Annotated in this window: 23 protein-coding genes and 1 pseudogene; 7 read left to right on the top strand and 17 right to left on the bottom strand. The window is 61.1% G+C overall.

What is annotated here, in order from left to right; genetic code table 11:
- Nucleotides 1-199 precede the first annotated feature (199 nt).
- From thrC to BKP54_RS13685, 4 genes are all read left to right on the top strand, one after another.
- The gene (thrC, locus tag BKP54_RS13700) at nt 200-1,600 is read left to right on the top strand and encodes a threonine synthase (RefSeq protein ID WP_057211510.1); all 1,401 of its coding nucleotides are present in this window, start codon (nt 200-202) and stop codon (nt 1,598-1,600) included.
- 16 nt (nt 1,601-1,616) lie between these two features.
- The gene (locus BKP54_RS13695) at nt 1,617-2,918 is read left to right on the top strand and encodes a pitrilysin family protein (protein WP_025426189.1); all 1,302 of its coding nucleotides are present in this window, start codon (nt 1,617-1,619) and stop codon (nt 2,916-2,918) included.
- Nucleotides 2,919-3,109: 191 nt separating this feature from the next.
- Complete coding sequence (locus tag BKP54_RS13690; RefSeq protein WP_025426188.1) at nt 3,110-3,721, top strand: GNAT family protein; 612 nt, start codon at nt 3,110-3,112, stop codon at nt 3,719-3,721.
- Complete coding sequence (locus BKP54_RS13685) at nt 3,721-6,627, top strand: EAL domain-containing protein (protein WP_025426187.1); 2,907 nt, start codon at nt 3,721-3,723, stop codon at nt 6,625-6,627. Before BKP54_RS13690 ends, BKP54_RS13685 begins: the two co-directional genes overlap by 1 nt.
- 116 nt (nt 6,628-6,743) lie before the next feature.
- Here the strand turns inward: BKP54_RS13685 and BKP54_RS13680 are convergent, their stop codons facing one another.
- A complete protein-coding gene (locus BKP54_RS13680; RefSeq protein ID WP_025426186.1) occupies nt 6,744-7,349 on the bottom strand; it encodes a YqgE/AlgH family protein in 606 nt (201 codons plus the stop codon).
- A gap of 169 nt (nt 7,350-7,518) precedes the next feature.
- Here BKP54_RS13680 and BKP54_RS13675 point away from each other — a divergent pair, with 169 nt between their 5' ends.
- The gene (locus BKP54_RS13675) at nt 7,519-8,367 is read left to right on the top strand and encodes a protein-disulfide reductase DsbD domain-containing protein (RefSeq protein WP_025426185.1); all 849 of its coding nucleotides are present in this window, start codon (nt 7,519-7,521) and stop codon (nt 8,365-8,367) included.
- Nucleotides 8,368-8,506: 139 nt separating this feature from the next.
- On the top strand, nt 8,507-8,992 hold the full coding sequence (locus tag BKP54_RS13670; protein ID WP_025426184.1) for a peroxiredoxin: 486 nt from the start codon (nt 8,507-8,509) through the stop codon (nt 8,990-8,992).
- Between the two features lie 46 nt (nt 8,993-9,038).
- Here BKP54_RS13670 and rnhA read toward each other — a convergent pair whose 3' ends face one another.
- The 13 genes and pseudogenes from rnhA to coxB all read right to left on the bottom strand — a co-directional run bounded on the left by rnhA (nt 9,039) and on the right by coxB (nt 19,100).
- A complete protein-coding gene (rnhA, locus tag BKP54_RS13665; RefSeq protein ID WP_025426183.1) occupies nt 9,039-9,503 on the bottom strand; it encodes a ribonuclease HI in 465 nt (154 codons plus the stop codon).
- Nucleotides 9,500-10,479: pseudogene (locus BKP54_RS37285) on the bottom strand (homoserine kinase). Before BKP54_RS37285 ends, rnhA begins: the two are co-directional and overlap by 4 nt.
- A gap of 36 nt (nt 10,480-10,515) precedes the next feature.
- Entirely contained in the window at nt 10,516-11,523 is a 1,008-nt protein-coding gene (ispH, locus tag BKP54_RS13655; protein WP_025426181.1) for a 4-hydroxy-3-methylbut-2-enyl diphosphate reductase, read from the bottom strand.
- 3 nt (nt 11,524-11,526) lie between these two features.
- Complete coding sequence (locus BKP54_RS13650; protein ID WP_025426180.1) at nt 11,527-11,892, bottom strand: DUF1304 domain-containing protein; 366 nt, start codon at nt 11,890-11,892, stop codon at nt 11,527-11,529.
- A 154-nt stretch (nt 11,893-12,046) separates the two neighbouring features.
- Nucleotides 12,047-12,730 carry an SURF1 family protein gene (locus BKP54_RS13645; protein WP_239637574.1) on the bottom strand — a complete coding sequence of 228 codons (684 nt, stop codon included), beginning with the start codon at nt 12,728-12,730 and terminating at the stop codon, nt 12,047-12,049.
- A gap of 52 nt (nt 12,731-12,782) precedes the next feature.
- Nucleotides 12,783-13,166, bottom strand: coding sequence for a DUF983 domain-containing protein (locus tag BKP54_RS13640; protein ID WP_025426178.1), 384 nt, complete (start codon nt 13,164-13,166; stop codon nt 12,783-12,785).
- On the bottom strand, nt 13,163-13,657 hold the full coding sequence (locus BKP54_RS13635; protein WP_057211512.1) for a L,D-transpeptidase family protein: 495 nt from the start codon (nt 13,655-13,657) through the stop codon (nt 13,163-13,165). The genes BKP54_RS13640 and BKP54_RS13635 overlap by 4 nt, the downstream gene beginning before the upstream one ends.
- A gap of 99 nt (nt 13,658-13,756) precedes the next feature.
- Nucleotides 13,757-14,635, bottom strand: coding sequence for a cytochrome c oxidase subunit 3 (locus tag BKP54_RS13630; RefSeq protein ID WP_025426176.1), 879 nt, complete (start codon nt 14,633-14,635; stop codon nt 13,757-13,759).
- Between the two features lie 64 nt (nt 14,636-14,699).
- Nucleotides 14,700-15,299 (bottom strand): cytochrome c oxidase assembly protein, encoded by a 600-nt coding sequence (locus BKP54_RS13625; protein ID WP_025426175.1) that lies wholly within the window; start codon nt 15,297-15,299, stop codon nt 14,700-14,702.
- Nucleotides 15,300-15,311: 12 nt separating this feature from the next.
- Entirely contained in the window at nt 15,312-15,452 is a 141-nt protein-coding gene (locus tag BKP54_RS35065; RefSeq protein WP_025426174.1) for a hypothetical protein, read from the bottom strand.
- Nucleotides 15,452-16,408 carry a heme o synthase gene (locus tag BKP54_RS13620; RefSeq protein ID WP_025426173.1) on the bottom strand — a complete coding sequence of 319 codons (957 nt, stop codon included), beginning with the start codon at nt 16,406-16,408 and terminating at the stop codon, nt 15,452-15,454. The genes BKP54_RS35065 and BKP54_RS13620 overlap by 1 nt, the downstream gene beginning before the upstream one ends.
- Nucleotides 16,409-16,506: 98 nt before the next feature.
- Nucleotides 16,507-18,195, bottom strand: a complete 1,689-nt coding sequence (ctaD, locus tag BKP54_RS13615; protein ID WP_025426172.1) for a cytochrome c oxidase subunit I — start codon at nt 18,193-18,195, stop codon at nt 16,507-16,509.
- Between the two features lie 20 nt (nt 18,196-18,215).
- Nucleotides 18,216-19,100, bottom strand: coding sequence for a cytochrome c oxidase subunit II (coxB, locus tag BKP54_RS13610; RefSeq protein ID WP_025426171.1), 885 nt, complete (start codon nt 19,098-19,100; stop codon nt 18,216-18,218).
- Nucleotides 19,101-19,455: 355 nt separating this feature from the next.
- Between coxB and BKP54_RS13605 the strand changes: the two genes are divergently transcribed.
- Complete coding sequence (locus tag BKP54_RS13605) at nt 19,456-19,986, top strand: invasion associated locus B family protein (RefSeq protein WP_025426170.1); 531 nt, start codon at nt 19,456-19,458, stop codon at nt 19,984-19,986.
- Between the two features lie 142 nt (nt 19,987-20,128).
- Here BKP54_RS13605 and ribB read toward each other — a convergent pair whose 3' ends face one another.
- The 3 genes from ribB to BKP54_RS13590 all read right to left on the bottom strand — a co-directional run bounded on the left by ribB (nt 20,129) and on the right by BKP54_RS13590 (nt 25,845).
- Nucleotides 20,129-21,229: a 3,4-dihydroxy-2-butanone-4-phosphate synthase gene (gene ribB / locus BKP54_RS13600; RefSeq protein ID WP_025426169.1), complete on the bottom strand. Its 1,101-nt coding sequence runs from the start codon at nt 21,227-21,229 to the stop codon at nt 20,129-20,131.
- A gap of 113 nt (nt 21,230-21,342) precedes the next feature.
- The gene (aroC, locus tag BKP54_RS13595) at nt 21,343-22,443 is read right to left on the bottom strand and encodes a chorismate synthase (protein ID WP_025426168.1); all 1,101 of its coding nucleotides are present in this window, start codon (nt 22,441-22,443) and stop codon (nt 21,343-21,345) included.
- Nucleotides 22,444-22,665: 222 nt separating this feature from the next.
- Nucleotides 22,666-25,845, bottom strand: a complete 3,180-nt coding sequence (locus BKP54_RS13590; RefSeq protein ID WP_057221513.1) for an EAL domain-containing protein — start codon at nt 25,843-25,845, stop codon at nt 22,666-22,668.
- Between the last annotated feature and the right edge of the window lie 277 nt (nt 25,846-26,122).

Below are 26,122 nucleotides of genomic sequence, written 5' to 3'. Positions count from 1 at the left end.
GTCTATAGCAGCGGCGAATTGAAAAATCGATCGGGTCAGCCATCTCGATCGGAATTTTCCGAAACGACGCTCGGGCCGGAAATTGCATTGGTGACAAGAATGCGTGGGGACTTTGTCAAGGACTGACGCAATAAGACAGACGCGCTGCGGCCGGTTCGCATAGGGTCGCCGCGATCCGAAGGCAAGACGAAGGACTAGGATGGTGAAGTATATCTCGACGCGCGGCGAGGCCGCCCCTCTCGGCTTCTGCGATGCGCTGCTTGCGGGCCTTGCGCGCGACGGCGGTCTCTACCTTCCCAGGGAATGGCCGACGCTGTCGAAGAAAGAAATCCGGGCGCTGCGCGGCAAGTCCTATCAGGATATCGCCTTTGCCGTGCTCGAGCCCTTCATCCACGGTGAGATCCCCTCAGCGAAGTTTCGCGAGATGATCGACGAGGCTTACGCGACCTTCCGTCATCCCGCCATCGCGCCTCTCGTCCAGACCGGCCCCAATGCCTTCGTCATTGAGCTGTTCCACGGCTCGACGCTTGCGTTCAAGGACGTGGCGATGCAGCTGCTGGCCCGCCTGATGGACTATGTGCTCGCCGAGCGCGGTGAACGGGCGACCATCGTCGGCGCGACTTCGGGCGATACCGGAGGTGCTGCCATCGACGCCTTTGCCGGTCGCGAACGTACTGACATCTTTATCCTCTTCCCGCATGGCAAGGTCTCTGCCGTTCAGCAGCGCCAGATGACGACATCGAAGGCCGGCAACGTCCACGCCATCGCCGTGAAAGGCAATTTCGACGATTGCCAGAACCTGGTCAAAGGCATGTTCAACGACGCGGCCTTCCGCGATCGCGTCAAGCTTTCGGGCGTCAACTCGATCAACTGGGCGCGGATCATGGCCCAGATCGTCTATTACTTCACGACGGCGATCGCGCTCGGCGGCCCGGACCGCAAGATTTCCTTCACTGTGCCAACAGGCAATTTCGGCGATATCTTCGCCGGCTACGTCGCCAAGCGCATGGGCCTGCCGATCGACAAGCTTGTTGTCGCCACCAATGAAAACGACATTCTCGCCCGCACGCTGAAGACCGGCCGCTACGAAATGCGCGGGGTCAAGGCGACCACGTCTCCGTCGATGGACATCCAGATCTCGTCCAATTTCGAACGGCTTCTGTTCGAAGCCAACGATCGCGATCCGGCCGAAGTCCGATCCGCGATGGACAGCCTCAAGCAATCAGGCTCCTTTGCCATCCGCGAAAAGGCGCTGAAGGCGATCCGCAAGGAGTTCCAGGCCGGGCGCGCCTCCGAAAAGGACGTCGCCAGGACCATTGCCAAGACCTTGGAGAAAACCGGCTACCTGCTCGACCCGCACAGCGCCATCGGCGTCTTCGTGGCGGCCAAGCACGAGAAGGCGTCGGCCCCAATGGTGACGCTTGCAACCGCCCATCCCGCGAAATTCCCCGACGCCGTAAAATCGGCAAGTGGTATTGACCCGGCGCTTCCGACGTGGCTTGCTGACCTGATGAACAGGGAGGAGCGTTTCGATATCCTGGATGCGGATTTGAAGAGCGTCGAGACCTTTATCGGCGAGCGCACCCGTCTCCAGGGGTAAGAACGAGAAGAAACGTATGATGAAAGTTGAGTGCACCCGGCTCCCTTCCGGGTTGACGGTGGTAACCGAGCAGATGCCGCACCTTGAAAGCGTGGCGCTCGGCGTGTGGATCAAATCGGGCTCACGCAACGAAACCGTGGGCGAACACGGCATCGCTCATCTGCTTGAGCACATGGCTTTCAAAGGCACCGGCCGGCGCACCGCCCGCCAGATCGCCGAGGAAATCGAGAATGTCGGCGGCGAAGTCAACGCCGCGACCTCGACCGAAACGACATCCTATTACGCACGCGTCCTCAAGGATCACGTGCCGCTGGCCGTCGACATCCTTGCCGACATCCTCACCGAATCGAGCTTCGACGAGGAAGAGCTGCGCCGTGAAAAACAGGTGATCCTGCAGGAGATCGGCGCTGCCGACGACACGCCCGACGATGTCGTCTTCGATCGTTTCGCCGAAACTGCCTATCGCAACCAGACGGTCGGACGCCCGATCCTCGGCACGCCGGAGACGGTGATGTCGTTCTCCGCCAACCAGATCCGCCAATATCTCGGCCGCAACTACACCACCGACCGGATGTTCGTCGTCGCGGCCGGCGCCGTCGAGCACGAGGCTTTCGTGCGCCAGGTCGAGGAGCGCTTCTCGACGCTGCCGCGCACGCCGCTGGCAACGCCGGTTCTCGAAACCGCGATCTATACTGGCGGCGAAAGCCGCGAGACCCGCGACCTGATGGACGCGCAGATCCTGCTCGGGTTCGAAGGCAAGGCCTATCACGCCCGCGACTTCTACTGTTCGCAGATCCTCGCCAACATCCTCGGTGGCGGCATGTCTTCGCGCCTATTCCAAGAAGTGCGCGAGCATCGTGGCCTCTGTTACTCGGTCTATGCCTTCCATTGGGGCTTCTCCGATACCGGCATCTTCGGCGTGCATGCGGCAACCGGCGGCGAGAACCTGCCGGAGCTGATGCCCGTGATTGTCGACGAACTGCGCAAGTCGTCGATGAACATCGAACAGCAGGAAATCGAGCGCGCCCGCGCCCAGATCCGCGCCCAGCTGCTGATGGGCCAGGAAAGCCCGGCCGCACGCGCTGGCCAGATCGCCCGCCAGATGATGCTTTATGGCCGCCCGATCCCGAACGACGAACTGATGGAGCGCCTGTCTGGCATTACCATCGAGCGTCTGACCGATCTGGCAGGTCGCCTGTTCTTCGACACCGCCCCGACGCTGTCGGCGATCGGACCACTCGAACAGCTGGCGCCGATGAACGACATCCTGTCGTCACTGACAGGAAAAACCACCGTCGCGCACGCCGTCGCAAGCTGATCCGGACCACCGGATCTCGCCGGGACTGCCATGGCGCCCGGCCGGCGAAGTGTTTGCGACTTTTCGTAAAATCGGATTCGATTTGTGCGCAAAGTTGTGCAACGCTCGGATTTGCGACAGCGCAAAGGGCGCCGTGCGCCGGGCGGTTAAGGATCTTCCGCGCGTTCAACTGGAAGGCCTCGGAGGCACATATGACACGATCGGTTTTTCGGTTCCTGTCGCGACAGCCCGAGACGATCGAGATCGCCAACCAGGATTACCTGCTCCGCCTCCCCCGTTACGCCGATTATCGCCAATGGTACCACCTTCGAAGCGAGAGCCGCGGCTTTCTGGAACCGTGGGAACCGACCTGGCGCGCCGACGAAATGACGGAAAGCGCCTTTCGCGGCCGCGTCATCCGCAATGAGCAGGAATTCGCATCCGGCCAGGCCGTACCGCTTTTTCTTTTCCACAAGCCCGCGGAGACCCTGCTCGGCGGGATCACCATCGGCCACATCCGTCGCGGTGCCGGGCAAAACTGCATGATCGGCTACTGGATGGGCGAGCGTCATGCCGGCCACGGCCACATGTTTGCCGCCCTCAAGCTTGCGATTCCCTACATCTTTTCGAGCCTTGAGTTGCACCGTATTGAAGCAGCCTGTATTCCGGAGAACTCAAGAAGCATCCGGCTCCTTGAAAAGGCCGGTTTTGAGCGTGAAGGCTACTTAAGACAGTACTTGAGGATTAACGGGCAATGGCGTGACCATGTGCTTTTCTCTCTCCTGTCCGATGATGCCGTACCGAACAGGAAATTGCCCCTTTGATGCCTCTAACCCGCTCGCCCTTCGCATGGTCAGCCTCGAAGCTGGCAGCGTTTCTGATCGCTCTCACGACGCTGTTCTGCGCCTTTAGCGGCATTGCCCATGCTCTTGAGCCGGTCAAGATTTCACGCGAAGACACCGCACTCGACCTGACCGCGACGACCGAGATCTATAGCGGCCGCAGCGAAGCCTTCCAGGTTTCGACGGCGCCAGGCGCTGACGGTATCGTCCGGCGCATCGAAGTGCGTTCCAGCACCGAGAACCACCAGGGCGACTGGGCGGTTTTCGCGCTCGCCAACGTTTCGGGCGAACAGCTCGACCGCGTGATCGTCGCGCCGCATTTTCGCCTGGTGAATTCCAAGCTCTTCTGGCCCGACCTCGGGTCGCAACGCATGCTGTCGATCACGCCGAGCGAGGGCTTTGCGCTCGAACGGCTGCCGAGCGACGATTCGGACGTCTTCCAGATCACGCTCAACCCAGGCGCGGTCATCACCTTCGTCGCAGAGCTGGCGACGCCTGAGCTGCCGCAGATCTACCTCTGGCAACCGGACGCCTACAAGGACACGGTCAACGCCTTCACGCTCTATCGCGGCATCGTTCTCGGCATCGCCGGCCTGCTCGCGGTGTTCCTGACGATCCTGTTCGTGGTCAAGGGAACCTCGATGCTGCCGGCAACGGCAGCACTCGCCTGGGCGGTGCTTGCCTATATCTGCGTCGATTTCGGCTTCTTGTCCAAGCTCATCAGCGTCACGGCCGGCGACGAGCGAATATGGCGAGCGGGAACCGAGGTGTTCCTCGCGGCAGGCCTGGTGATCTTTCTCTTCACCTATCTCAACCTCAATCGCTGGCACCAGCATCTGGGTTATGCGACACTCGCCTGGATCCTCGGCCTTGGCCTGCTCTTCGGCGTTGCGGTCTATGATCCGGCAATCGCATCGGGTATCGCCCGCCTCTCATTCGCACTGACGGCAACGGTCGGGATCGTGCTGATCGCCTATCTCGGCTTCAACCGTTACGACCGCGCCATCCTGCTGGTCCCCGCCTGGCTGCTCATTCTGGTCTGGCTGTTCGGCGCGTGGCTGACCGTCACCGGCCAGCTGGCAAACGACATCGTCCAGCCAGCACTTGGCGGCGGCCTCGTCCTGATCGTGCTCTTGATCGGCTTCACCGTCATGCAGCACGCCTTTGCCGGCGGCGCCTACCAGCAGGGCCTGTTCTCCGATCTTGAGCGCCAGTCGCTGGCGCTGACGGGTTCCGGCGATACGGTCTGGGACTGGGATGTGGCGCGTGACCGCGTCGTCACCATTCCCGATATCTCCCTGCAGCTCGGTCTCTCCATGGGCTCGATGCACGGCCCCTTGCGCAACTGGTTGCCGCGCCTGCACCCCGATGACCGCGATCGCTTCCGTGCCACGCTCGACGTCCTGCTCGAACACCGCCGCGGCAAGCTCAACCACGAATTCCGTGTACGTGCAGAGGATGGCCATTATCACTGGCTGTCGATCCGCGCCCGCCCGGTGCTTGGCGCCAATGGCGAGATCATCCGCTGCGTCGGCACGATCATCGACATCACCGAGCAGCGCAACTCGGTCGAACGTCTGCTGCACAACGCGCTGCATGACAATCTGACCGGCCTTCCCAATCGTCAGGTCTTCCTCGACCGCCTGCAGGCCATCCTGCTGATGGCCGACACCACGACCGCACGCCCGACCGTTCTGGCGATTGATATCGATCGCTACAAGCAGGTCAACGACCTGCTCGGCATTGCCGCCGGTGACAACATCCTGATCGCACTGACGCGCCGGCTGCGCCGGCTGCTGCGCCCGCAAGACACGCTCGCGCGCCTCGGCGGCGACCAGTTCGGGCTGATCCTGATGTCGGAGCGCGACCCGGCCAAGGTCGCCGATTTCGCCGACGCGGTCAGCAAGGCGATCATGGTGCCGCTCAACTATGGCAACCGCGAAATCAACCTCACCGCGTCCATCGGCCTCGTCTCCTGGCTCGACCAGGAGCAGAGCGCTGCCGGCCTGATCGACGACGCGGAGCTTGCGATGTTCCGCGCCAAGAAGGAAGGCGGCAACCGCGTCGAGCCTTTCCGTCCAGCCTTTAGAACCTCCGGCTCGGATCGCATGCAGCTCGAAGCCGATCTCAAGCGAGCGATCGAGCGCAAGGAACTGTCGCTGGTCTACCAACCGATCGTGCGGCTCAGCGACGCCGAGATTGCCGGTTTCGAGGCGCTGATGCGCTGGGATCACCCCAAGCGCGGCAATGTCTCGCCGACCGAGTTCATCCCGATCGCCGAGAATTCCGACCTGATCAACCAGCTCGGCATGTTCGCATTCGACAAGGCGACCAGCGACCTCACGGAATGGCAGATCCAGACCGGCGATCTGCCGATCTTCGTGTCGATCAATCTCTCCAGCGCGCAGCTGCTCAACAACGAGCTCTATGACGACGTTCGTGCCGTGCTGAACAAGAACCGTTGCGACCCGGCCAAGGTGAAGATGGAGCTGACCGAATCTCTTGTCATGGAGAATCCGGAGCAGGCGCGGTTGGTGCTTGAGAAGCTGAAGGAAGCCGGCTTGAAGCTGGCGCTCGACGACTTCGGCACGGGCCACTCGTCGCTCTCCTATCTCACCCGCTTCCCCTTCGATACGATCAAGATCGACAAGGCGCTGGTGCGAGACCCGAGCGATAAGCGCGGCATTCTGCTGCGCTCGGTGATCACCATGGCACGCGAACTCGACATGCAGGTTGTGGCCGAAGGTATCGAGTCCGAGGAAGACGCTATCCAGCTTTCACAGATGGGCTGCGACTACGGCCAGAGCTTCCTGTTCGGCCCGCCGATCGGTTCGGAGTCGATCCTGCGGCTGTTGAAAGAGCGATTTCCGCTGATGAAACGGGCTTAAGCTCCACAAGGGTGCGCCACTGCAAGGCTGCGGATACACGCAGCCTCGGATGTCTCATGGACGAATCTGATTGAGGCAATCTGGATTACAGTTCATGGCCGGATCCGCGCCGGGTATCAGGCGTGGCCGGCCTCGATCGACAGCATCGCCGGGCTGACGCCCATCAATGCCAGAGCGCGATCGTATTTGTCGCCGAGCGCCTTGTCGAAGATCAGCTCTTCGCGCGCCGGGCAGGTCAGCCAGCCGTTCTGGGTGATCTCCGCCTCAAGCTGGCCGGGACCCCAGCCGGCATAACCCAGCATCATCGTCGCCCGGTGCGGCCCCTCCCCGCGCGAGATCGCACGGACGATGTCGAGCGTGGCGGTCAGGCAGATATCGTCGCTGACCGGAATGCTGGAATCGCTTAAATAATCGTCAGAGTGCAGCACGAAACCACGCCCGGTCTCGACCGGGCCGCCCGCCTGAATCTGGAAATCGCGGGTCATCGCCGGCAGACGGATTGCCTCGTCCTCGTCGAGGATTTCGAGGTGCATCAGCACATCGGGGAAGGTCAGCTGCTGCGGCCGGTTGAGGATGAAGCCCATGGCGCCGTCGTCCGAATGGGCGCAGATGAAGATGACGGTGCGGGCAAAATTCGTGTCAAACATCCCAGGCATGGCGATCAGGAACTGACCGTCAAGGAAACCGCGTTCCCGTTTCTTCTGTGCCATGGGTATCGCCATAATGCGGACAGCCTACCAATTCGTCGCGAAATGAAAAGCGCTTCAACGTCGCGACCGCCAAATAATGCACGTACCGCGTTTACCCTGTTCTGCTTGATCAAACATTTATGATCTCCGCGCCCAAAGGGGCGTCTGGAGCGTTGCCGGCAAAAGCGATATTGCTTTGGCCATGATCAAACGTCCCACATATCAGAACATGGTCCAGCGCATCGGCACGGCAAGCCTTCTCCTCGCATTTTTTCTGCCTGCCAGCGCCCAGGCGGCGACCAGCGAATGGATGACATCAACCGGCGGCATGATCCGCATTGTTGCCGCGCCATTGCAAAAGGATGGCACGATCCCGGCGACGCTCGAGGTCAAGCTGAACCCCGGCTGGAAGACCTATTGGCGCGAGCCCGGCGCTAGCGGCATTCCCCCGCAGATCACGCTTGATCCGGCCGAAGGAGTCGTTCTTGAAAAGATCGGCTTTCCCGTGCCCAAGACCTTCGACGACGGGGTGGTGCGCTATGTCGGCTACGACAAGTCAGTCGCCTTCCCCTTGACGCTGAAGCGCCTGCACGGCAAGGGAGACGTGAAGATCCGCGCCTCGGTGTTCCTCGGGATCTGCGAGGACATCTGCATCCCGGTGCAGGGCGAACTGAATCTGACGCTCAAGCATGACGACTTCGACAACCCGCTCGATGCCGCCCGCATCGACGGTGCAGTCGCCGCCCTGCCGGAACCGCCCTCCGAGGATTTCAAGGTGACAACCGCCGTTTATGACGAGCACAAGGCAGCGGTGCGCCTCTCGTTGAAGCTACCGCCGGACACCGGCAAGGAGCACCGCGAACTGTTTCTTGCCGGCGCCTCAGGCGTCTCCTTCGGCAAGCCGGCAATCACTCAGGCGGAAGGTGCGGAGCTAAAGGCCGAGATCCCCGTTCGGCTCTCCGGCAAGGATAAGACGCTGAAGGGAAAGCCGGTCATCCTCACCGTGCGCGCCGGCGGGCGCAGCATGGAAACGACCCTTGCCTTTGATTGATGCGCCTCTATAGTCTTGCCGGTTTCAGGCGGTTGGGTCCAAAAACAATCGCCGGAGACACCCGGACGCACAACTCAAGCCGCGACAACGCCCTGCCGGAACGCCGGTCTGGCCATGCGCGCAACGCAAGGAGAATGCCGTGACCATTGCCGTCGGAGACAAGCTGCCCGCTGCTACCTTCAAGGAAAAGACCGCCGATGGTCCGGTGGAAGTGACGACCGAACAGCTTTTCAAGGGCAAGCGCGTCGTGCTCTTTGCTGTGCCGGGCGCCTTTACCCCCACCTGCTCGCTCAACCATCTGCCCGGCTATCTCGAAAACCGTGACGCGATCCTGTCGCGCGGTATCGATGATATCGCCGTGGTTGCCGTCAACGACCTGCATGTCATGGGTGCCTGGGCGACATCGTCGGGCGGCATGGGCAAGATCCACTTTCTCTCGGACTGGAATGCCGCGTTCACCAAGGCACTCGGCATGGATATCGATCTGTCCGCCGGCACGCTCGGCGTCCGCTCCAAGCGTTATTCGATGCTTGTCGAAGACGGCGTGGTGAAGACGCTCAATCTTGAGGAAAGCCCGGGCCAGGCGACCGTATCGGGCGCCGCCGCGATGCTGGAGCAGCTCTAGGCTTAGACGTCACTGCGAATGAAAAACGGGCCATGCGGCCCGTTTTTCATTTTGCGAGAGGATCCGGACGGCGCCCCTTCTTGTAGGGCTCCATGCCCTTGCGGGCGAGTTCGTCGGCGCGCTCGTTTTCCGGATGGCCGGCATGGCCCTTAACCCAGTGCCAGGTGACTTTATGGCGGCGGTTGGCCTCGTCCAGCGCCTGCCAGAGTTCGCCGTTCTTCACCGGCTTCTTGTCCGCGGTCTTCCAGCCGTTTTTCTTCCAGCCGTGGATCCACTTGGAGATGCCGTCCATCACATATTTGCTGTCGGTATGCAGGTCGACCTCGCAGGCGTTCTTCAGCGCATCCAGCGCCGAGATCGCCGCCAGAAGCTCCATGCGGTTGTTGGTCGTTTCCGCCTCGCCCCCGCACATATCCTTTTCCACCTCGCCGTAGCGCAGCACCGCGCCCCAGCCGCCCGGCCCGGGGTTGCCCGAGCAGGCGCCGTCCGTAAAAATATCAACGTGTTTCATGCAGAGGTCTCTTCGATCCGGAGGCCGTATTCGGCGCTGGAAACGATCGCCCGGTGGAACCGGATCTTCGTCAAATATTCGAGCGGATCCTTCTTCACCACCAAGGCGCCGGCCGGCGTCATCAGCCAGTCGTAGAGGCGCGTCAGGAAGAAGCGCAGTGCCGAACCGCGGCAGAGCAGCGGCAGGGCTTCGACCTCATCCGCCGTCAGCTTGCGCACGCTCTCATAACCCGAAAGCAGCGCCATGCCCTTGGTGATATTGTAGGAGCCGTTCTTTTCGAAGCACCACGAGTTGAGGCAGACCGCCACATCGTAGGCGAGATAATCGTTGCAGGCGAAATAGAAGTCGATCAGGCCGGAAAGCTGGTCGCCGAGGAAGAAGACATTGTCGGGGAACAGATCGGCATGGATGACACCATCCGGCAGCGATTTCGGCCAATGGCTCTCGAGATGCGCAAGCTCGGCGGAAATCTCGTCCTTAAGGCCGGTCTGCACCTCGTCGCGCGCGCCTCGGAATTGACCCATAGCGGCCGCCAACCGCCGACCGAAAGCGCATTGGTGCGCCTCAGGTCGAAGCCCTGGCTAGCGACATGCATCTCAGCCAACGCCCTGCCGACCTCGCGGCAATGCTTGGCCTCCGGCTTGCGAAGCCACATGCCTTCGAGGAACGAAATCATGGCGGCCGGACGGCCGGACAATTCGCCCAGCAGTTCGCCGTCGGAGCGCGGCAGGGGCAGCGGACAGGAAAGCCCGCGATCGGCCAGATGATGCATCAGCCCCAGGAAGAACGGCAGGTCACCTGCGTTCACCCGCTTCTCGTAGAGCGTGAGGATATAGGCGCCCTTTGTCGTGTGCAGCAGGAAGTTGGAGTTTTCGACCCCCTCGGCGATGCCCTTGTAGGACGTCAGCTGGCCGACGTCATAGGCCTCGAGAAAGGCGCTCAGGTCGTCTTCCGTGATATCGGTGTAAACTGCCACGGTCGTTCACTTTCAAATGCGGGCAAGATATGCGGGTTATTCGCCGTTGACGAAGGCCATGTCGGCGGCGGTCAGCGGCACGTGCCGGATCTCGCGGTTGACGAGGAAGTTCTCATTTTCCTCGACGGTGTCGGCAAGTTCAACGACGGCGTCGTAGCGCTCGCGGAACGCCTCGATGATCTCGTTGACGATGACCTCAGGCGCCGATGCGCCGGCAGACAGGCCGACGGTCGAGATTTCGCCGATCGAATCCCAGTCGATTTCCGCTGCCCGCTGCACGAGAACGGACTTTTTCGCGCCGGCTTTCAGCGCCACTTCGACCAGGCGCTTGGAGTTCGACGAGTTCGGCGCACCGACAACCAGGAACAGATCGCAGCCGGGTGCCGCCTGCTTGACCGCTTCCTGGCGGTTGGTGGTGGCATAGCAGATCGAGTCCGCAGCCGGCGCAGTCAGATTGGGGAAGCGCTCATGCAGCCGCTTGATGACCCCGGCAGTGTCGTCGACGGAGAGTGTGGTCTGGGTAACAAAACCGAGATTTTCCGGATCCGGCGGCATATAGACGTCCGCATCCTCGATCGTCTCGACGAGCGATACCGCGCCTTCCGGCAGTTGCCCCATGGTGCCGATGACTTCGGGGTGACCGGCATGGCCGATCAGCACCACGTGGCGGCCCAGCCGGTTGTGGCGCATCGCCTGCTTGTGCACCTTAGAGACCAGCGGACATGTGGCGTCGAGATAGAAGAGATTGCGTGTATCGGCATCCGCAGGCACCGATTTCGGCACGCCATGGGCGGAAAACACCACCGGCTGCTTGCGATGCTCCGGCGGGATCTCGTCGAGTTCCTCGACGAAAATGGCACCCTTGGCTTCCAGCCCTTCGACCACATAACGATTATGCACGATCTCGTGGCGAACATAGACCGGCGCGCCGAATTCCTTCAGCGCCAGGACGACGATCTGGATCGCCCGGTCGACGCCGGCGCAGAAACCGCGCGGCCCGCAAAGGCGAATGGTGATCGGGGATTTTGCCGCGGATGATGCCATGGATCAGGATGCCAGTAGAACGAAAACAAGGGCTGCAATCGCCGGGCCGCCCTGGATCAACAGGATGCGCGGCTTGACGGACCACGCGCCATATATAGCGGCAACGATCACGCACACAAGGAAGAACACCTTCAACTCGAAGGCAAATGACGCCTCCGGCTGCAGAAGAGACCAGAAAAGACCAGCCGCGAGAAAGCCGTTGTAAAGCCCCTGGTTGGCGGCGAGCACCCGGGTCGCTTCCGCCTGCTCCACCGTCATGCGGAACACCGAACGTCCCTCAGGCCTCGTCCACAGAAACATCTCCAGCACGAGAAAACCGAGATGCAACAGCGCCGTCAGCGCGATCAGGATCGTCGATATCAAACCCATTCCACATGTCCCCCAACTGCGTCGGTCAGGGATAGCACGGCGCTACAGCCTGTTTCCTTAAGTCCTATTCGATTTAAGGATAAAAACATGCAGCAAATCAAAGTGCTACAGCGACCTTTGCGATAATAAGACGCGCGGCGCTGTAGAGGCCCGCCTATGGCTTGCGCCGCATCAGAAAAACGCCGCTGACGACGACCAGGGCTCCGGCAAGACCGTACCAGGTCAGCGCGTATTGCAGATGGCTGTTCGGCAGGTCGAACTGGGTAACGCCGCCGATCGGAAGCCCACCCGGATTGGGCGTAGCATCGGCGTCGACGAAGAACGGTACGACCTTCTCGGCGGGAAGCCCGACCGAAGATGCCATCGTGTCGAGGTCCTTCCAGTAAAAGATATTCTTGGCGAGGTCATTGTCCGGGACCAGCGACGACGGCTTTTCGGCGAGCTTCGGCCTTGCGAGGCCATGGATGGCCACGGACGCCGGAAGCTCGCCCGCGAGACGGGTCGACGAATCCTTCAGTTCGAAGGGAACGAAACCGCGGTTGACGAACAAGGCACGGCCGTCCTCGATATTCAGCGGCGTAAAGACATAGTAGCCGGTGCGACCGTTGTAGGTCGCGAAGAAGTGCCGCTCCTTGCTGTGGTCGAAGGTGCCGGAAACATTGACGGTGCGATAATCGATATCGCCGCCTTCGGCTGAAATCTTTTCGACCTCGGCAAGCGTCACCGGCGGCGCCGACCGCCGTTCAGCGATCGCTTGAAGCAGGCCCTCTTTCCAGTGCAGCCGCTGCATCTGCCAGGTGCCGAGCGAAATGAGGATGGCGAAGACGATAGCGAGCACGGCGAATGCGCCGAGGCGCGCAACAAGGCTGCCCTTCTTCCTGGTCTCGATCTCAGCCACGGTCGATCTCGCCGGGCCGCGCGTTGTTGCGATACTGCAGGTTGATAAGGATGCCCTTCAGCATGCGCGTCAGGCCGAGGCTGAGCACGATCGCCAGCGGTATCCAGAGCAGGAAATGCAGCCAGAGCGGTGGATTGAGGTTTACCTCCATCCACAGTGCCGCACCGACGACGATGAAGCCGACAATCAGGATGACGAAGACGACAGGACCATCGCCGGAATCGGCGAAACGATAGTCGAGATCGCAGCTGGCGCAGGCGGGCTTTACCGTCAGGAACCCATCGAACAGCTTTCCCTGGCCGCATCGCGGGCAATGGCCTTTGATACCTGCCATGACCGGGTCGACCGGCGGATAGAGGGCTTTGTCGTCACTCACGGATTGATCTCGATCGGGGTGTTGTTGGGAACCAGGTCCCAGATTTCATCCATTTCGGCATTCGTAACCGCAATGCAGCCGTCCGTCCAATCGAACATCTGCGTCATAAACGCCAGCCAGCCGAAATAATTGCGCTGGCCGTGGATCATGATCATGCCACCGGGGTCGACGCCCTTAGCTGCCGCTGCCTTGATATCCTCGGGTCTCGGATAGGAGACGTGCATCGACAGGTGATAGCCGCTCTTGTCGTTGCGCCAATCGAGGACATAGAGGCCTTCCGGCGTTCGCCGGTCACCTTCGCGTTCCTTGTGACCGATGGGATTGCCGCCAAGAGCGACCGAATACTGGCGCAGCATCTCTCCACCCCGGTAGAGCTGCAGGATGCGCTTCTCCTTGTGCACCACCACGCGGTCGGCCGGATCGCCGGCAGAGGCTGAAAAGCATCCTGCCAGAAGCCAGGCCGTCGTCACCGCAGCCACGCGAATATTCATGTCGGCTCGCCCCATCGATTCCGCCGTAATGCAAACAAAAAATAAGGCGGCTGCATGGTCGCAGCCGCCTTATCGAGAAGAGCTTGCGCTCAAATCTTCTTACATGTGAGCGACCGGCGCGCCCCAACCACCCCAGATGTAGATGGAGAAGAAGAGGAACAGCCAGACGACGTCAACGAAGTGCCAGTACCAGGCCGCCGCTTCGAAGCCGAAGTGCTGCTTCGGCGTGAAGTCGCCACGCAGCGCGCGCAGCAGGCAGACGAGCAGGAAGATCGTACCAACGAGAACGTGGAAGCCGTGGAAGCCGGTCGCCATGAAGAAGGTCGCGCCGTAGATCGAGTCCTTGAAGGCGAACGGAGCGTGAGCGTATTCGTAGGCCTGGACGTAGGAAAACAGCACGCCGAGCACGACCGTCAGCGACAGGCCGTAGACGAGGCCCTTGCGGTCGTTGTGGAGCAGTGCGTGGTGCGCCCAGGTGACCGTCGTGCCGGAAAGCAGCAGGATGACGGTGTTGTAGAGCGGCAGATGCCAGGGGTCGAGAACCTCGATGCCCTTCGGCGGCCAGACACCACCGGTGAAGGCGGCGCGGGTTGCCTGAATGGCTTCGCCCGGGAACAGGCTGGCGTCGAAGTAGGCCCAGAACCAGGCGACGAAGAACATCACTTCCGAAGCGATGAACATGATCATGCCGTAGCGCAGGTGCAGCGAGACGACGCGGGTGTGGTGACCCTCGTGCGCTTCCTTCACCGTGTCCGACCACCAGCCGTACATGGTGTAGAGAACGACTGTGAGGCCGATGAAGAAGACCCACGGATTGGCAAGGTCAGCGCCGAACAGCTTGAAGGAGCCGCCCGAGAGATAGCGCATGTAGCCGACACCGCCGAACGCCATGACGAATGCGCCGATCGAGGCAAGCAACGGCCAGGGGCTCGGGTCGATGATGTGGTAGTCGTGATTCTTCTGATGTGCATCGGCCATGTCAGTAATCCCCGATAGGTCTTTCTCTTGTCGCCCTTTCGGCATAGCCGAAACGGGCCTCCAGTCAAAGTTTGTTCTCAGTTTCGCCCGTCTTCACCTGTGCGACCGGCTTCGACGGCTCGCGTGGGTAGAAGGTGTAGGAAAGTGTCAGTGTCTTGATGTCCTTGGTCTCTACCGCCTTGACCATGTCCGGATCGACGAAGAATACCACCGGCATCTCCATCTCCTCTCCCGGCTGCAGTGTTGTCTCGGTAAAGCAGAAGCATTGAACCTTGTTGAAATAGGCACCGGCCTGCATCGGCGTGACGTTGAACGTCGCCTGCCCGGTCGTCGGCTTCGACGAAAGGTTCTTGGCGCGGTACATCACCTGTACCGTCTCGCCGATCCGCACATCGATGTCGCGTTGAACCGGCCTGAACTCCCACGGCAGGCCGCCGGAGGTATTGGCGTCGAAGGTCACCTTGACCTTTTCGTCGAGAATGACATCCGATGCCTGCTCGACGCGCTGCGTCGTGCCGTTATAGCCGGTGACGCGGCAGAACATGTCATAGAGCGGCACGGCCGCATAGGCCATGCCGGTCATGCCGACGACGAAGGCAATGCAAGTACCGACGATAGCGCCGTTGGAGCGCTGCTTCTGCTGAGGGTCCTGAGAGGTCGTCATATCGCGCTTCCCTCAGTTGACCATGCCGTTGCCGAACTTGATCAGCGTGACGACGTAAAAGAGGACGACCAGGCCAGCCAGCACGATACCGAGCGCAATGTTGCGGCCGCGGCGGGACTTCTTCTGGGCTTCGTTCAGCTTGACGGTTTCCATCAGGCAACACTCCCGGCATTCAGCCAGATATTGACGATCAGGTGATCCGCCATCAGGGCGGAGAAGATCACGAACAGATACATGATCGAGAAGGCGAAAAGCTTCTTGGCGGGCAGCATGCGCTCATCCGCCTCAGGCATGCGCAGCACGCCGATCGAATACCAAACGAAGCCCAGGCCTAGTGCCGCTGCAACCGCGCCATACCCGATGCTCGCAAAACCGAGCAAGGTGGGACAGATGCCGATCAGGGCCGTCAGGACTGCATAGATGACGATCTGCTTCTTGGTGGTTGCCTGGCCGCAGACGTTGGGCAGCATCGGCACGCCGACGGCGCCGTAGTCGCCCATCTTGAACAGCGCCAGCGCCCAGAAATGCGCTGGCGTCCACAGGAAGGTGATGAGGAACAGGACGATGCTTTCCACCGATACGCCGCCGGTCACGCACGCCCAGCCGATCATCGGCGGGAAGGCACCGGCAGCACCGCCGATGACGATGTTCTGCGGCGTCGAGCGCTTGAGCCACATCGTATAGATGACGGCGTAGAAGAAGATGGTGAAGGCGAGCAACCCGGCTGCGAGCCAATTGACGGCGAGCCCGAGGATGATCACGGAAAAGGCGGAGAGCGTCAGGCCGAAGGCGAGGGCTTCCTCGGGCAGGATCTTGCCTGCAGGGATCGGGCGCTTGGCCGTGCGGGTCATGACCGCGTCGATGTCGGCGTCATACCACATATTGAGCGCGCCTGAGGCGCCGGCGCCAACAGCGATGCACAGGATGGCGATGAAACCAATGAAGGGATTGATATGTCCGGGTGCAAGCACGAGGCCTGCAAGCGCAGTGAACACAACGAGCGACATGACGCGGGGTTTCAGAAGCTCGAAATAATCGCGTGCAGAGGCCTCGGACAGGCGCGGTGCACCACCCCTGCCAACTGCTTCGTGATTGTCGATGACCGTCATGTCTCGTCCTTGATCGTCTTTTGCCCATACGGGCCGTCTTTTGCCGGTTCTCCGGCGAGGTGAAGCCGCCGGGATCGGCGGCTTCTGTTTCTTTCCCATCACTTGATGCGCGGGAGTTGTTCCCACTGGTGGAACGGCGGCGGCGAAGACAGCTGCCATTCCAGCGTGTTCGCACCCTCGCCCCACGGATTGTCGCCAGCGACGCGCTTCTTTGCGAAGGCTTCAGCGACACAGAAGAGGAAGATCAGCACGCCGACGGCTGCGATGTACGAGCCGTAGGACGACACCATGTTCCAGCCGGCATAGGCATCCGGATAGTCGATGTAGCGGCGCGGCATGCCGGCGAGACCCAGGAAGTGCTGCGGGAAGAAGATCAAGTTCACACCGATGAACATGACCCAGAAGTGCAGCTTGCCGAGGAACTCGGAGTACATGTAGCCGGTCATCTTCGGGAACCAGTAGTACCAGGCAGCGAAGATCGCGAACACGGCGCCGAGCGACAGAACGTAGTGGAAGTGAGCAACCACGTAGTAGGTGTCGTGCAGCGAACGGTCGAGACCGGCGTTGGCGAGCTGAACGCCCGTGACACCACCGACGGTGAACAGGAAGATGAAGCCGATCGCCCAGACCATCGGGGTCGTGAAGCGGATCGAACCACCCCACATCGTCGCGATCCACGAGAAGATCTTCACGCCGGTCGGAACAGCGATAACCATCGTCGCGAAGACGAAGTAACGCTGCGTGTCGAGCGACATGCCGACGGTGTACATGTGGTGCGCCCACACGATGAAGCCGACGGCGCCGATCGCGACCATGGCGTAGGCCATGCCGAGGTAGCCGAAGATCGGCTTACGCGAGAAGGTGGAAACGATGTGGCTGACGATGCCGAAGCCCGGCAGGATCAGGATGTACACTTCCGGGTGACCGAAGAACCAGAACAGGTGCTGGAACAGGATCGGGTCGCCGCCGCCTTCAGGCGCGAAGAAGGCCGTGCCGAAGTTGCGGTCGGTCAGCAGCATGGTGATGCCACCTGCCAGAACCGGCAGCGAGAGCAGAAGCAGGAAGGCGGTGATCAGAACCGACCAGGCAAACAGCGGCATCTTGTGCAGCGTCATGCCCGGAGCGCGCATGTTCAGGATCGTGGTGATGAAGTTGATCGCGCCGAGGATCGACGAGGCACCGGCGATGTGCAGGCCAAGGATCACAAGATCCATCGCCGGCCCGGGCATGCCTGATGTCGAGAATGGTGGATAGATCGTCCATCCGCCCCCCGCACCATAGGCGCCTGCCGGACCTTCGACGAACATCGAAAGCAGAACCAGCAGAAAGGCCGGAATGATCAGCCAGAAGGAGATGTTGTTCATGCGCGGGAACGCCATGTCCGGCGCGCCGATCATGATCGGAACCATCCAGTTGGCGAAGCCCCCGATCAGCGCCGGCATGACCATGAAGAAGATCATGATGAGCGCGTGCGCGGTCGTGAACACGTTGAACATGTGCTTGCCGCCGTCGATGGCAGCATCGCCCTCGAAGCCGTAAACCATCTGCGCCAGACCGTGGAAGATCTGGATGCCCGGTTCCTGCAGCTCGGCGCGCATGAACACCGACAGCGTGCCGCCGATGATGCCCGCGATGATCGCGAAGATCAGGTAGAGCGTGCCGATGTCCTTGTGGTTGGTTGACAGAAACCAGCGCTGAAAGAAGGTCAACGGCTTGTGCGCGTGGTCTGCGTGACCATGATCGGAGTGATCATGGCGTTGGTCGTGATGAGCGGCTGTTCCAGCCATGGGTCGAGCTCCCCTTCCGATTACTGTGCGGCGTTGGCAGCGACGTCAACGGCCTTGGCCGCGCCGTCGATGGACGCCATGAGCGCCTTGTTCGCATCGCCGATATTGGTTGCGGCGGCAGCGAGCCAGGCGTCGTATTTTTCCTGCGAAACAACGCGGATGGCGATCGGCATATAGGCGTGGTCCTTGCCGCAGAGCTCGGAACACTGGCCGTAATAGAGGCCTTCGCGGTCAGCCTTGAACCAGGTTTCGTTCAGGCGGCCGGGAACGGCATCGATCTTAACGCCGAAGGCAGGCATTGCGAAAGCGTGGATGACGTCGGCAGCCGTGACGAGCACACGAACGGTCTTGCCGACCGGAACGACGACTTCGTTGTCGACGGCGAGCAGACGCGGGTATTCGGCCTTGTCTTCCTTGCCGAGACCCGCACGATCTTCTTCCTTCATCAGCAGACTGTCGAAGGAGAGCGGGCTTTCGCCGACTTCATATTCATAGGACCAGTACCACTGGTTGCCCGTCGCCTTGACCGTCAGGTCCGGATTCTGCGGCGGCGTCAGCTGCGCGGTCAGAAGCTGGAAGGACGGGATCGCCAGGAATAGCAGGATGATGACCGGACCAACGGTCCAGACAACTTCGATAGCGGTGTTGTGGCTGGTCTTGGAGGGAACCGGGTTGACGCTCTCACGGAATTTGACCACCACGACAATCAGCAGCAGGAGGACAAAAAGAGTGATCGGAATGATGAACCACAGGGTATAGTGCTCAAACCACGTGATCTCTTCCATAATGCCCGTCGCAGCCGTCTGAAAGTTCGTCTGCCAATCGACAGGCTTGTCAGCGAAGGCGCTCGAAGCAAAAAGCAGACAGGCAAGCGCTGCCATAACTGCATAAGCCTTATTTTTCACAATATGTCTCCCCAATGCGCTTGATCAGGATCAAACCGGAACGCAGAATCCCTGCGATACTGCAGCGCTTCAAACCACAGTTTGCCCAACGCCGCAACATCTGTGCAATCAACCCCATGCGGCATTTTTGCACAAATGCGACTTTTCTCACAGGCACCCCTCGGAACCCCCAGCGAATCGACTTATATGTCCCGGTCTGCGCCACTGACGGCGCTATCACGCCACATCAGCGCGACAATGGCGCTCCGCGAGCCCAATTTCCGCCATATGGCGCTGGAATGTACCCCACAGGGCTTTTCATTTTCTCCCGCGCGCTTCAAGAATAGCCCTGATGATTCGACGTTTTGAGGTTTACATGGGCCTGCCCCTTTTCTCCCGACTGTCGGCTCTTGCCGCTCTCGGATTTGCCGTCCTCGCCCTTCCTACGGCGAGTGCTGCCCAACAACCCGCTGGCGCGCCCGGAACGGTCAAGTCCAACCATGGCGCATGGTCGATCGTCTGCGATCAGCCGGCAGGTGCGTCAACCGACCAATGCGCCCTGATGCAGAACGTCATCGCCGAGGACCGGCCGGAAGTCGGCCTCTCGGTCGTCGTGCTGAAGACCGCCGACCGCAAGGCGAAGATCCTGCGCGTTCTGGCGCCGCTCGGCGTGCTGTTGCCGAACGGCCTTGGCCTCAACGTCGACGGCAAGGATATCGGCCGCGCCTATTTCGTGCGCTGCTTCTCCGACGGCTGCTATGCCGAGGTCGTGCTCGAAGACGAACTGTTGAAGACCTTCCGTTCCGGCGCGACGGCAACCTTCATCGTCTTCCAGTCGCCGGAAGAAGGCATTGGCATTCCGGTCGACCTCAAAGGCTTCGGCGAAGGCTACGACGCCCTGCCGTGATGGCACTCGCCACAGACCGATTTTCAAAGCCGCGCCTCGTGCGCGGCTTTTTCGTTTCGAACACCAAGAACCGCGCAAAAAAAGCAAAAGCCCGGATGTTCGTCCGGGCTTGCGAGGTGTGCAGACGTGCAATCGCTCAGCGTCAGATGATGTCTGTCGCGGCGATCTTGATGCCGAAGCCTTCGAGGCCGACATAGTGGCGCTCGCGTGAGGCGATGAGCCGGATGGAGCTGATGCCGAGATCCTTCAGAATCTGTGCGCCGAGGCCGATCTCCAGCCACTCGCTTTCACGAGCCTGCGCCTCGTCATGGGCTTCGCGTTCATGCTTGCCCTTGCGGGCGGTCTGCGACACGCCGACGCCGACCGAGCCTTCGCGCAGATAGACGATGACGCCCCTGCCCTCTTCGGCCATGCGCTTCATGATCCGGTCGATCTGGCAGTCCTTGCCGAAAACGTCGGCACCGACATTTTCAAGGTGCAGGCGAACCGGAATGTCGACGCCGTCGCGGATGTCGCCGAAGACGACGGCGAGGTGTTGCATCGGATCCCAGGGGAGCGAGTAGGAATGTCCCTTGGCCATGCCGTAGGGTGTCTCGATGTCGAACGAACCGCCCTGCTCGATCAGCGTTTCCTTGCGCTGACGGTAGGCGATCAGGTCGGCGACGGAAACCTGCTTCAAACCGTGCTTTTCGGCAAACGCGCTGACCTGCGGGCCGCGCGTGACGGTACCGTCGTCATTGACCAGTTCGCAGATGACGCCGATCGGCGGCAGGCTTGCGAGCTTGCAGAGATCGACGGCCGCCTCCGTGTGGCCCGAGCGCATCAGAACGCCGCCTTCGCGGGCAACCAGCGGGAAGATGTGGCCCGGCCGCACAAAATCGGTCGGGCCGACATTGGGGTTGGCAAGGTTGCGCACCGTCAGCGTGCGATCGTCAGCGGAGATGCCGGTTGTCGTGCCGTGTTTGAAGTCGACCGAGACGGTAAAGGCGGTGGTGTGCGCCGAGTCGTTCTCTGCCACCATGGCATTGAGATTGAGGCGCTTTGCCTCTTCGCGCGGCATCGGCGTGCAGACGATGCCCGAGGTGTGGCGCACGATGAAGGCCATTTTCTCCGGCGTGCAATGGACCGCGGCGACGATCAGGTCGCCTTCGTTCTCACGGCCGCCATCGTCGGTGACGACGACAATCTCGCCGGCTTCGAAGGCACGGATGGCATCAACGACACGCTTCTGGTCATAGGACATCTTGTTCTTCCCGAATTACTTACAGCGGCGCGCCTGTCTAGGAGCGCAAGGGTCGCCGTAACACTTTGAGTTGCTGCATAATTTTGCCCTTAAATCGATCCCGATTTAAGGAGTTATGCAGTAAGCCGGCCGGTCTGGCCGCGGTCACGCAGGTAGTGATCCGCAATCGTGCAGGCAACCATTGCCTCGCCGATCGGCACGGCGCGGATGCCGACACAGGGGTCATGACGTCCCTTGGTGCGCACATCCACCTCGTTACCGTCACTGTCGATCGAACGACGCTCGGTGAGGATAGAAGAAGTCGGCTTGATCGCAAAGCGGGCGATGACCGGCTGGCCGGTCGAAATGCCGCCAAGGATGCCGCCGGCATTGTTGGACAGGAAGACCGGCTTGCCGTCTTCGCCGATGCGCATCTCGTCGGCATTTTCCTCGCCGGTAATTTCGGCGGCGCCAAAGCCGTTGCCGATCTCGACACCCTTGACGGCGTTGATCGACATCAGGTTTGCAGCGATGTCCTGGTCGAGCTTGGCGTAGATCGGCGCACCGATGCCGGCCGGCACGCCCTCGGCCACCACTTCGACGACGGCGCCGATGGACGAGCCGGACTTGCGGATGCCATCCAGATATGCCTCCCAGACGGGCACGATCGCCGGGTCCGGTGCAAAGAACGGATTGTTGTTGACCTCGGCCCAATCCCAGTTGGCGCGGTCGATCTTGTGCTTGCCGATCTGGACGAGTGCAGCGCGCACGACCAGCCCCGGCACCACCTTGCGGGCGATGCCGCCGGCAGCAACGCGCGCCGCCGTTTCGCGCGCCGACGAACGGCCGCCACCGCGGTAATCGCGAATACCGTATTTGACGTCGTAGGTGTAGTCGGCATGCCCCGGGCGATAACGCTTGGAGATCTCCGAATAATCCTTCGAACGCTGGTCGGTGTTTTCGATCAGCATCGAGATCGGTGTGCCGGTGGAAATCATCGTCTCACCGTCCTCATCCAGCATCACACCGGAGAGAACCTTGACGAGATCGTCCTCACGGCGCTGCGTGACGAAGCGTGACTGGCCGGGTTTGCGCTTGTCGAGCCAGGCCTGAAGTTCGCCGAGCGTGAAACGAATGCCGGGGGGGCAGCCGTCCACCACACAGCCAAGCGCCGGGCCGTGGCTTTCGCCCCAGGTGGTGACGCGGAAGAGGTGACCGAAGGTATTGTGCGACATAAGGCAACCGAACTCTGAGAAGCAACGGACGTACATGTTTCATGTACGGGCGCCCCTCTCTTAGTGCAAAGCCGGGACAGGGGGAAGTCTTTCCGACCACCGCTTAGGCACGTCGCGATCTTTCAGATCAACCCGTTGCGCTTCAGTTCTCTTGTTCCTGGGCGTGTCGCGCGAAACCGCGGCATATTTTTGCGGGACATATATCGGGAATTTGCAAGCGCCTCAGGAAGCGAGTCTCAACCCCCGATCTGTCGCAAATGCCAAGAAGTTCTCTGCGCTCAGCGGCTTCGAGAAGGCATAGCCCTGCAGCAGATCGCAGCCGAGAATGCCGAGCATCTCGGCATGTGCCATGGTCTCGACCCCTTCTGCCACCGTCTCGATGCCGAGCGAGCGAGCGATATCGATGATCGACCGGATCAACGCCTGTTCGGTGCGGGCGCCGAGAACCGGGACCACGAGCTGCCGGTCGATCTTCAACCGCTTCGGCTTGATCTTGAGCAGGCTGACGATAGACGTATGGCCCGTGCCGAAATCGTCGATCTCGATGTCGATACCGAGCTTCTTGATACCCTCGATATTGGCGGTGACGATGTCGTCGCTTTCATCGAGGAAGATCGACTCCACCAGCTCGAAGGAAATCTGCCCCGGCACGATGCTCAAGCCTTCGAGCGAGGCGAGTAGCCGCTCGTCCTGCAGGCGCTTGGCCGAGACATTGACGGAGATCTTCGGCACCCGCAGACCGGCAGCCGCCCATCGCATCTGGTCGGCCAGCGATTTCTCCAGGACGAGGCGGTCAAGCGCCGCGGTGACGTTCAGTTCATCGGCGATCGCCAGGAACTTGTCCGGCGTCAGAATGCCCTGGCGCGGATGGCGCCAGCGGATGAGCGCTTCCACACCGGAGAGTGCCAATGTCGAGGCGTCGAACTGCGGCTGGTACCAGGGCACGAACTCGTCGCGCTCGATGCCTTCGAGGATTTCATCGGCGACGCGCTTGGCGGTGACGACTTCAGCCTGGAGCATCTGGGTAAAGAACTGATAGCGGTTGCGGCCGTTTTCCTTCGCCCGGTAGAGCGCCATGTCGGCATTGACCAGCAGCTTGCGTGCGTCGGCATGCGCCTGGCGGGCCACGGCGACGCCGATGCTGACGCCGAAGCGACAGGGAAATCCGTTGTAATCGACGGGCTGGCGCATTTCCGCGATGATCCGATCGCAGAGCGCCGCAAGTTCGGCAGCGCCCGGCGCGCCGGTGACGACGACGACGAATTCGTCGCCCCCGATGCGCGCCACCATGTCACCCGGCGCCATGTTGGAACGCAGGATCTCCGACGCATGAACCAGCATCGCATCGCCGGCCGCATGGCCGAGCGTGTCGTTGATCTGCTTGAAACGGTCGAGGTCGATGTGAAGGATGGCAATGCTCTGGAGCGCATCGGTGTTCTGGCCGGTCAGACGCTCAAGCGCCTTGTCCAGCATCCGGCGATTGCCCAGGCCCGTCAGCGGATCGTGCAGCGAATTGTGCTCGATGCGGATGCGTGCCTGTTCGAGCTCGGCATTCTTGGCGTCGGCCATCGCCTTGGCGGCGCGCAATTGCTCGGTCATCACCACGTCGTCGGTCACATCAAGCGCGATGCCGACCAGTTTCCTGCGCCCCTCCGGCGAGACATGCAATTTGCCGACCGAACGAATGTGGCGGACAGCGCCCTCCGTCAGCACCACGCGGGCCTGGTGTACATAGGTTTCGCGCGCGCCGATCGCCGTGTTGACCGCCGATAGCGCGGATCCGCGATCGTCGGGATGCAGCGCGTTGAGCCATGTCGCTTCGTTCGTTGCGCCGTCGGTGTAGACCAACCCGTAGAGCTGGTGCATGCGCTCGTCCCAATAGGTGACGTTGCTGTCGAGATCCGCTTCCCACATGCCGCAGCGATAGCTGTCGAGCGCCAGATCGAGCCGACGCGACAGCTTTTCCAGATCCTGCTCGCGCTCGTAAAGCCCCATGAGGGCCTGCTCGAGCTCCAGGTTCTGCTGGTCAACCTGGGCCTTGGCAGCCCCAAGCCTTTCATTCTTGAGCACGTCATCGGTGACATCCCAGCTGATGCCGGTGATCTTGGACCGGCCATCAACCCCCTGATGGCCGGAGCCGACATTGCGGATATGGCGTATGCTGTCGTCGGCCAGCACGACCCGATACTGCGAGCGGTACTCCAGGCCCTCATCAAGGCTGCGGAAGAGCGCGTTGGCGGCGATACCGACATCATCCGGGTGCACGGTCGAGCGCCATTCATCGTAGGTCGGCTCGTCATCATGGACCGTAAGCCCATGCAGATGGAACATGCGATCGTCCCAGGAGCGCTCCTGCGTGGCCTGGTCGATCTCCCATATGCCGATCTTGGAAGCTTCGAGCGCCAGGTTGAGACGATGCGAAAGCGTCATCACCTCGCCTTCGCGCGCCCGGAGCTTGGCGATGTTGCGCTGGCGCTCGTTGACCAGCCCGCCGGCCAGCAGAATAGGAATGACAACGACGGCGACCGCCGCCGCGATCGCCAAGCGCAGGTCCCTGCTGTTTTGGGGCAACTTTTCCCAGCCGCCGATCGGTGTCGCCGCCAACTCCCAGACACCACCAGGCAGAGTGAGCTGGCGTTTGGCCGGTGCCATTCGAAACACACTGTCGTCACCGAAGAAGGCATCCTGGATACGCTCCGGTTCCGACACGTCGCGGATTGCGAGATGCACGTCGACATGACGGTGGTCGCCGGTGAATTCCGGCGTTTCGACACCTTCCTCAAGCAGGCGGGCGGATCGGTAGAGAGCCCTTTCATCGAGGATTGCTTCAACGTAGCCCCATCGCTCCATGCGCCCCTGGATCTTGGCGAAGACCGGCAGGAAGAGTTCAAAGCCGTTGCGCCCGCTCGGCAAACGGATCGGCCCGATCATGACCGGTTTTACCGTGGACGATGCGCGCTCAACGGCGCGGCGAGTCGCCCCGAATTTGTTGAAGTCGGTGCCGACGAACCATTGCTGGCTTTCGCGCGGAAAGGCGATGCGAACAACGCCGCCCGGGGCCGCCGACGCACGCACCATTTGCGGATTCTGCAGCAGCAATTTGGTCGACATGATGGTGAAATCATCGGCGGTCATCTCGGGATGGACACCAATGCTGTTGGCGAAACCGTTGAGGGCCGCAATATTGGTATTGACCTCCGACTGGAGGCGATTGGCAATGAGGTTCAGTTCATTCTCGACGTCGATCCTGAGATCACTGCGGGCGTTTTCGCGGTTTTGGCGCTCATAGACATGGCCGCCGCTAAAGACGACGATGCCCGCGATGGCGGCCGGTATCAGCGACGGTTTCGCAAATCTGGCTGCCGCCCGAATGCGTTGGCGCAGAACGTCAACAATCTTCACTCTATTCCCCTCGATCCCCAACCGAAGGTAGCGATCGAGTCTTAAGATTGGCTTTCGTCACATTTCTTTGGAAAACCCTACAATTCATGGGGATACAGTGCTGATGCACCGCCGGCTCAGCCGGCGGAATGCTTGAAAACTGCACGTTTGGCGTTCAGTCTCCATCAACCGGCCGGGCATCCCCGAAATGGAGGGAAAGCCTGTCAAAAGCTACGGTGCAAGGCAATTTTTGCCACAATCGGGGATCAAAGGGTGATGACAAGAATAATCGCAGATA

This window comes from Ensifer sp. 1H6 (genome assembly GCF_001976035.1).
GTDB classification, from domain to species: domain Bacteria; phylum Pseudomonadota; class Alphaproteobacteria; order Rhizobiales; family Rhizobiaceae; genus Ensifer; species Ensifer canadensis.
The sequence above is the reverse complement of the archived record's forward strand: the minus strand, read 5'-3'. Positions and strand labels throughout refer to the sequence as shown.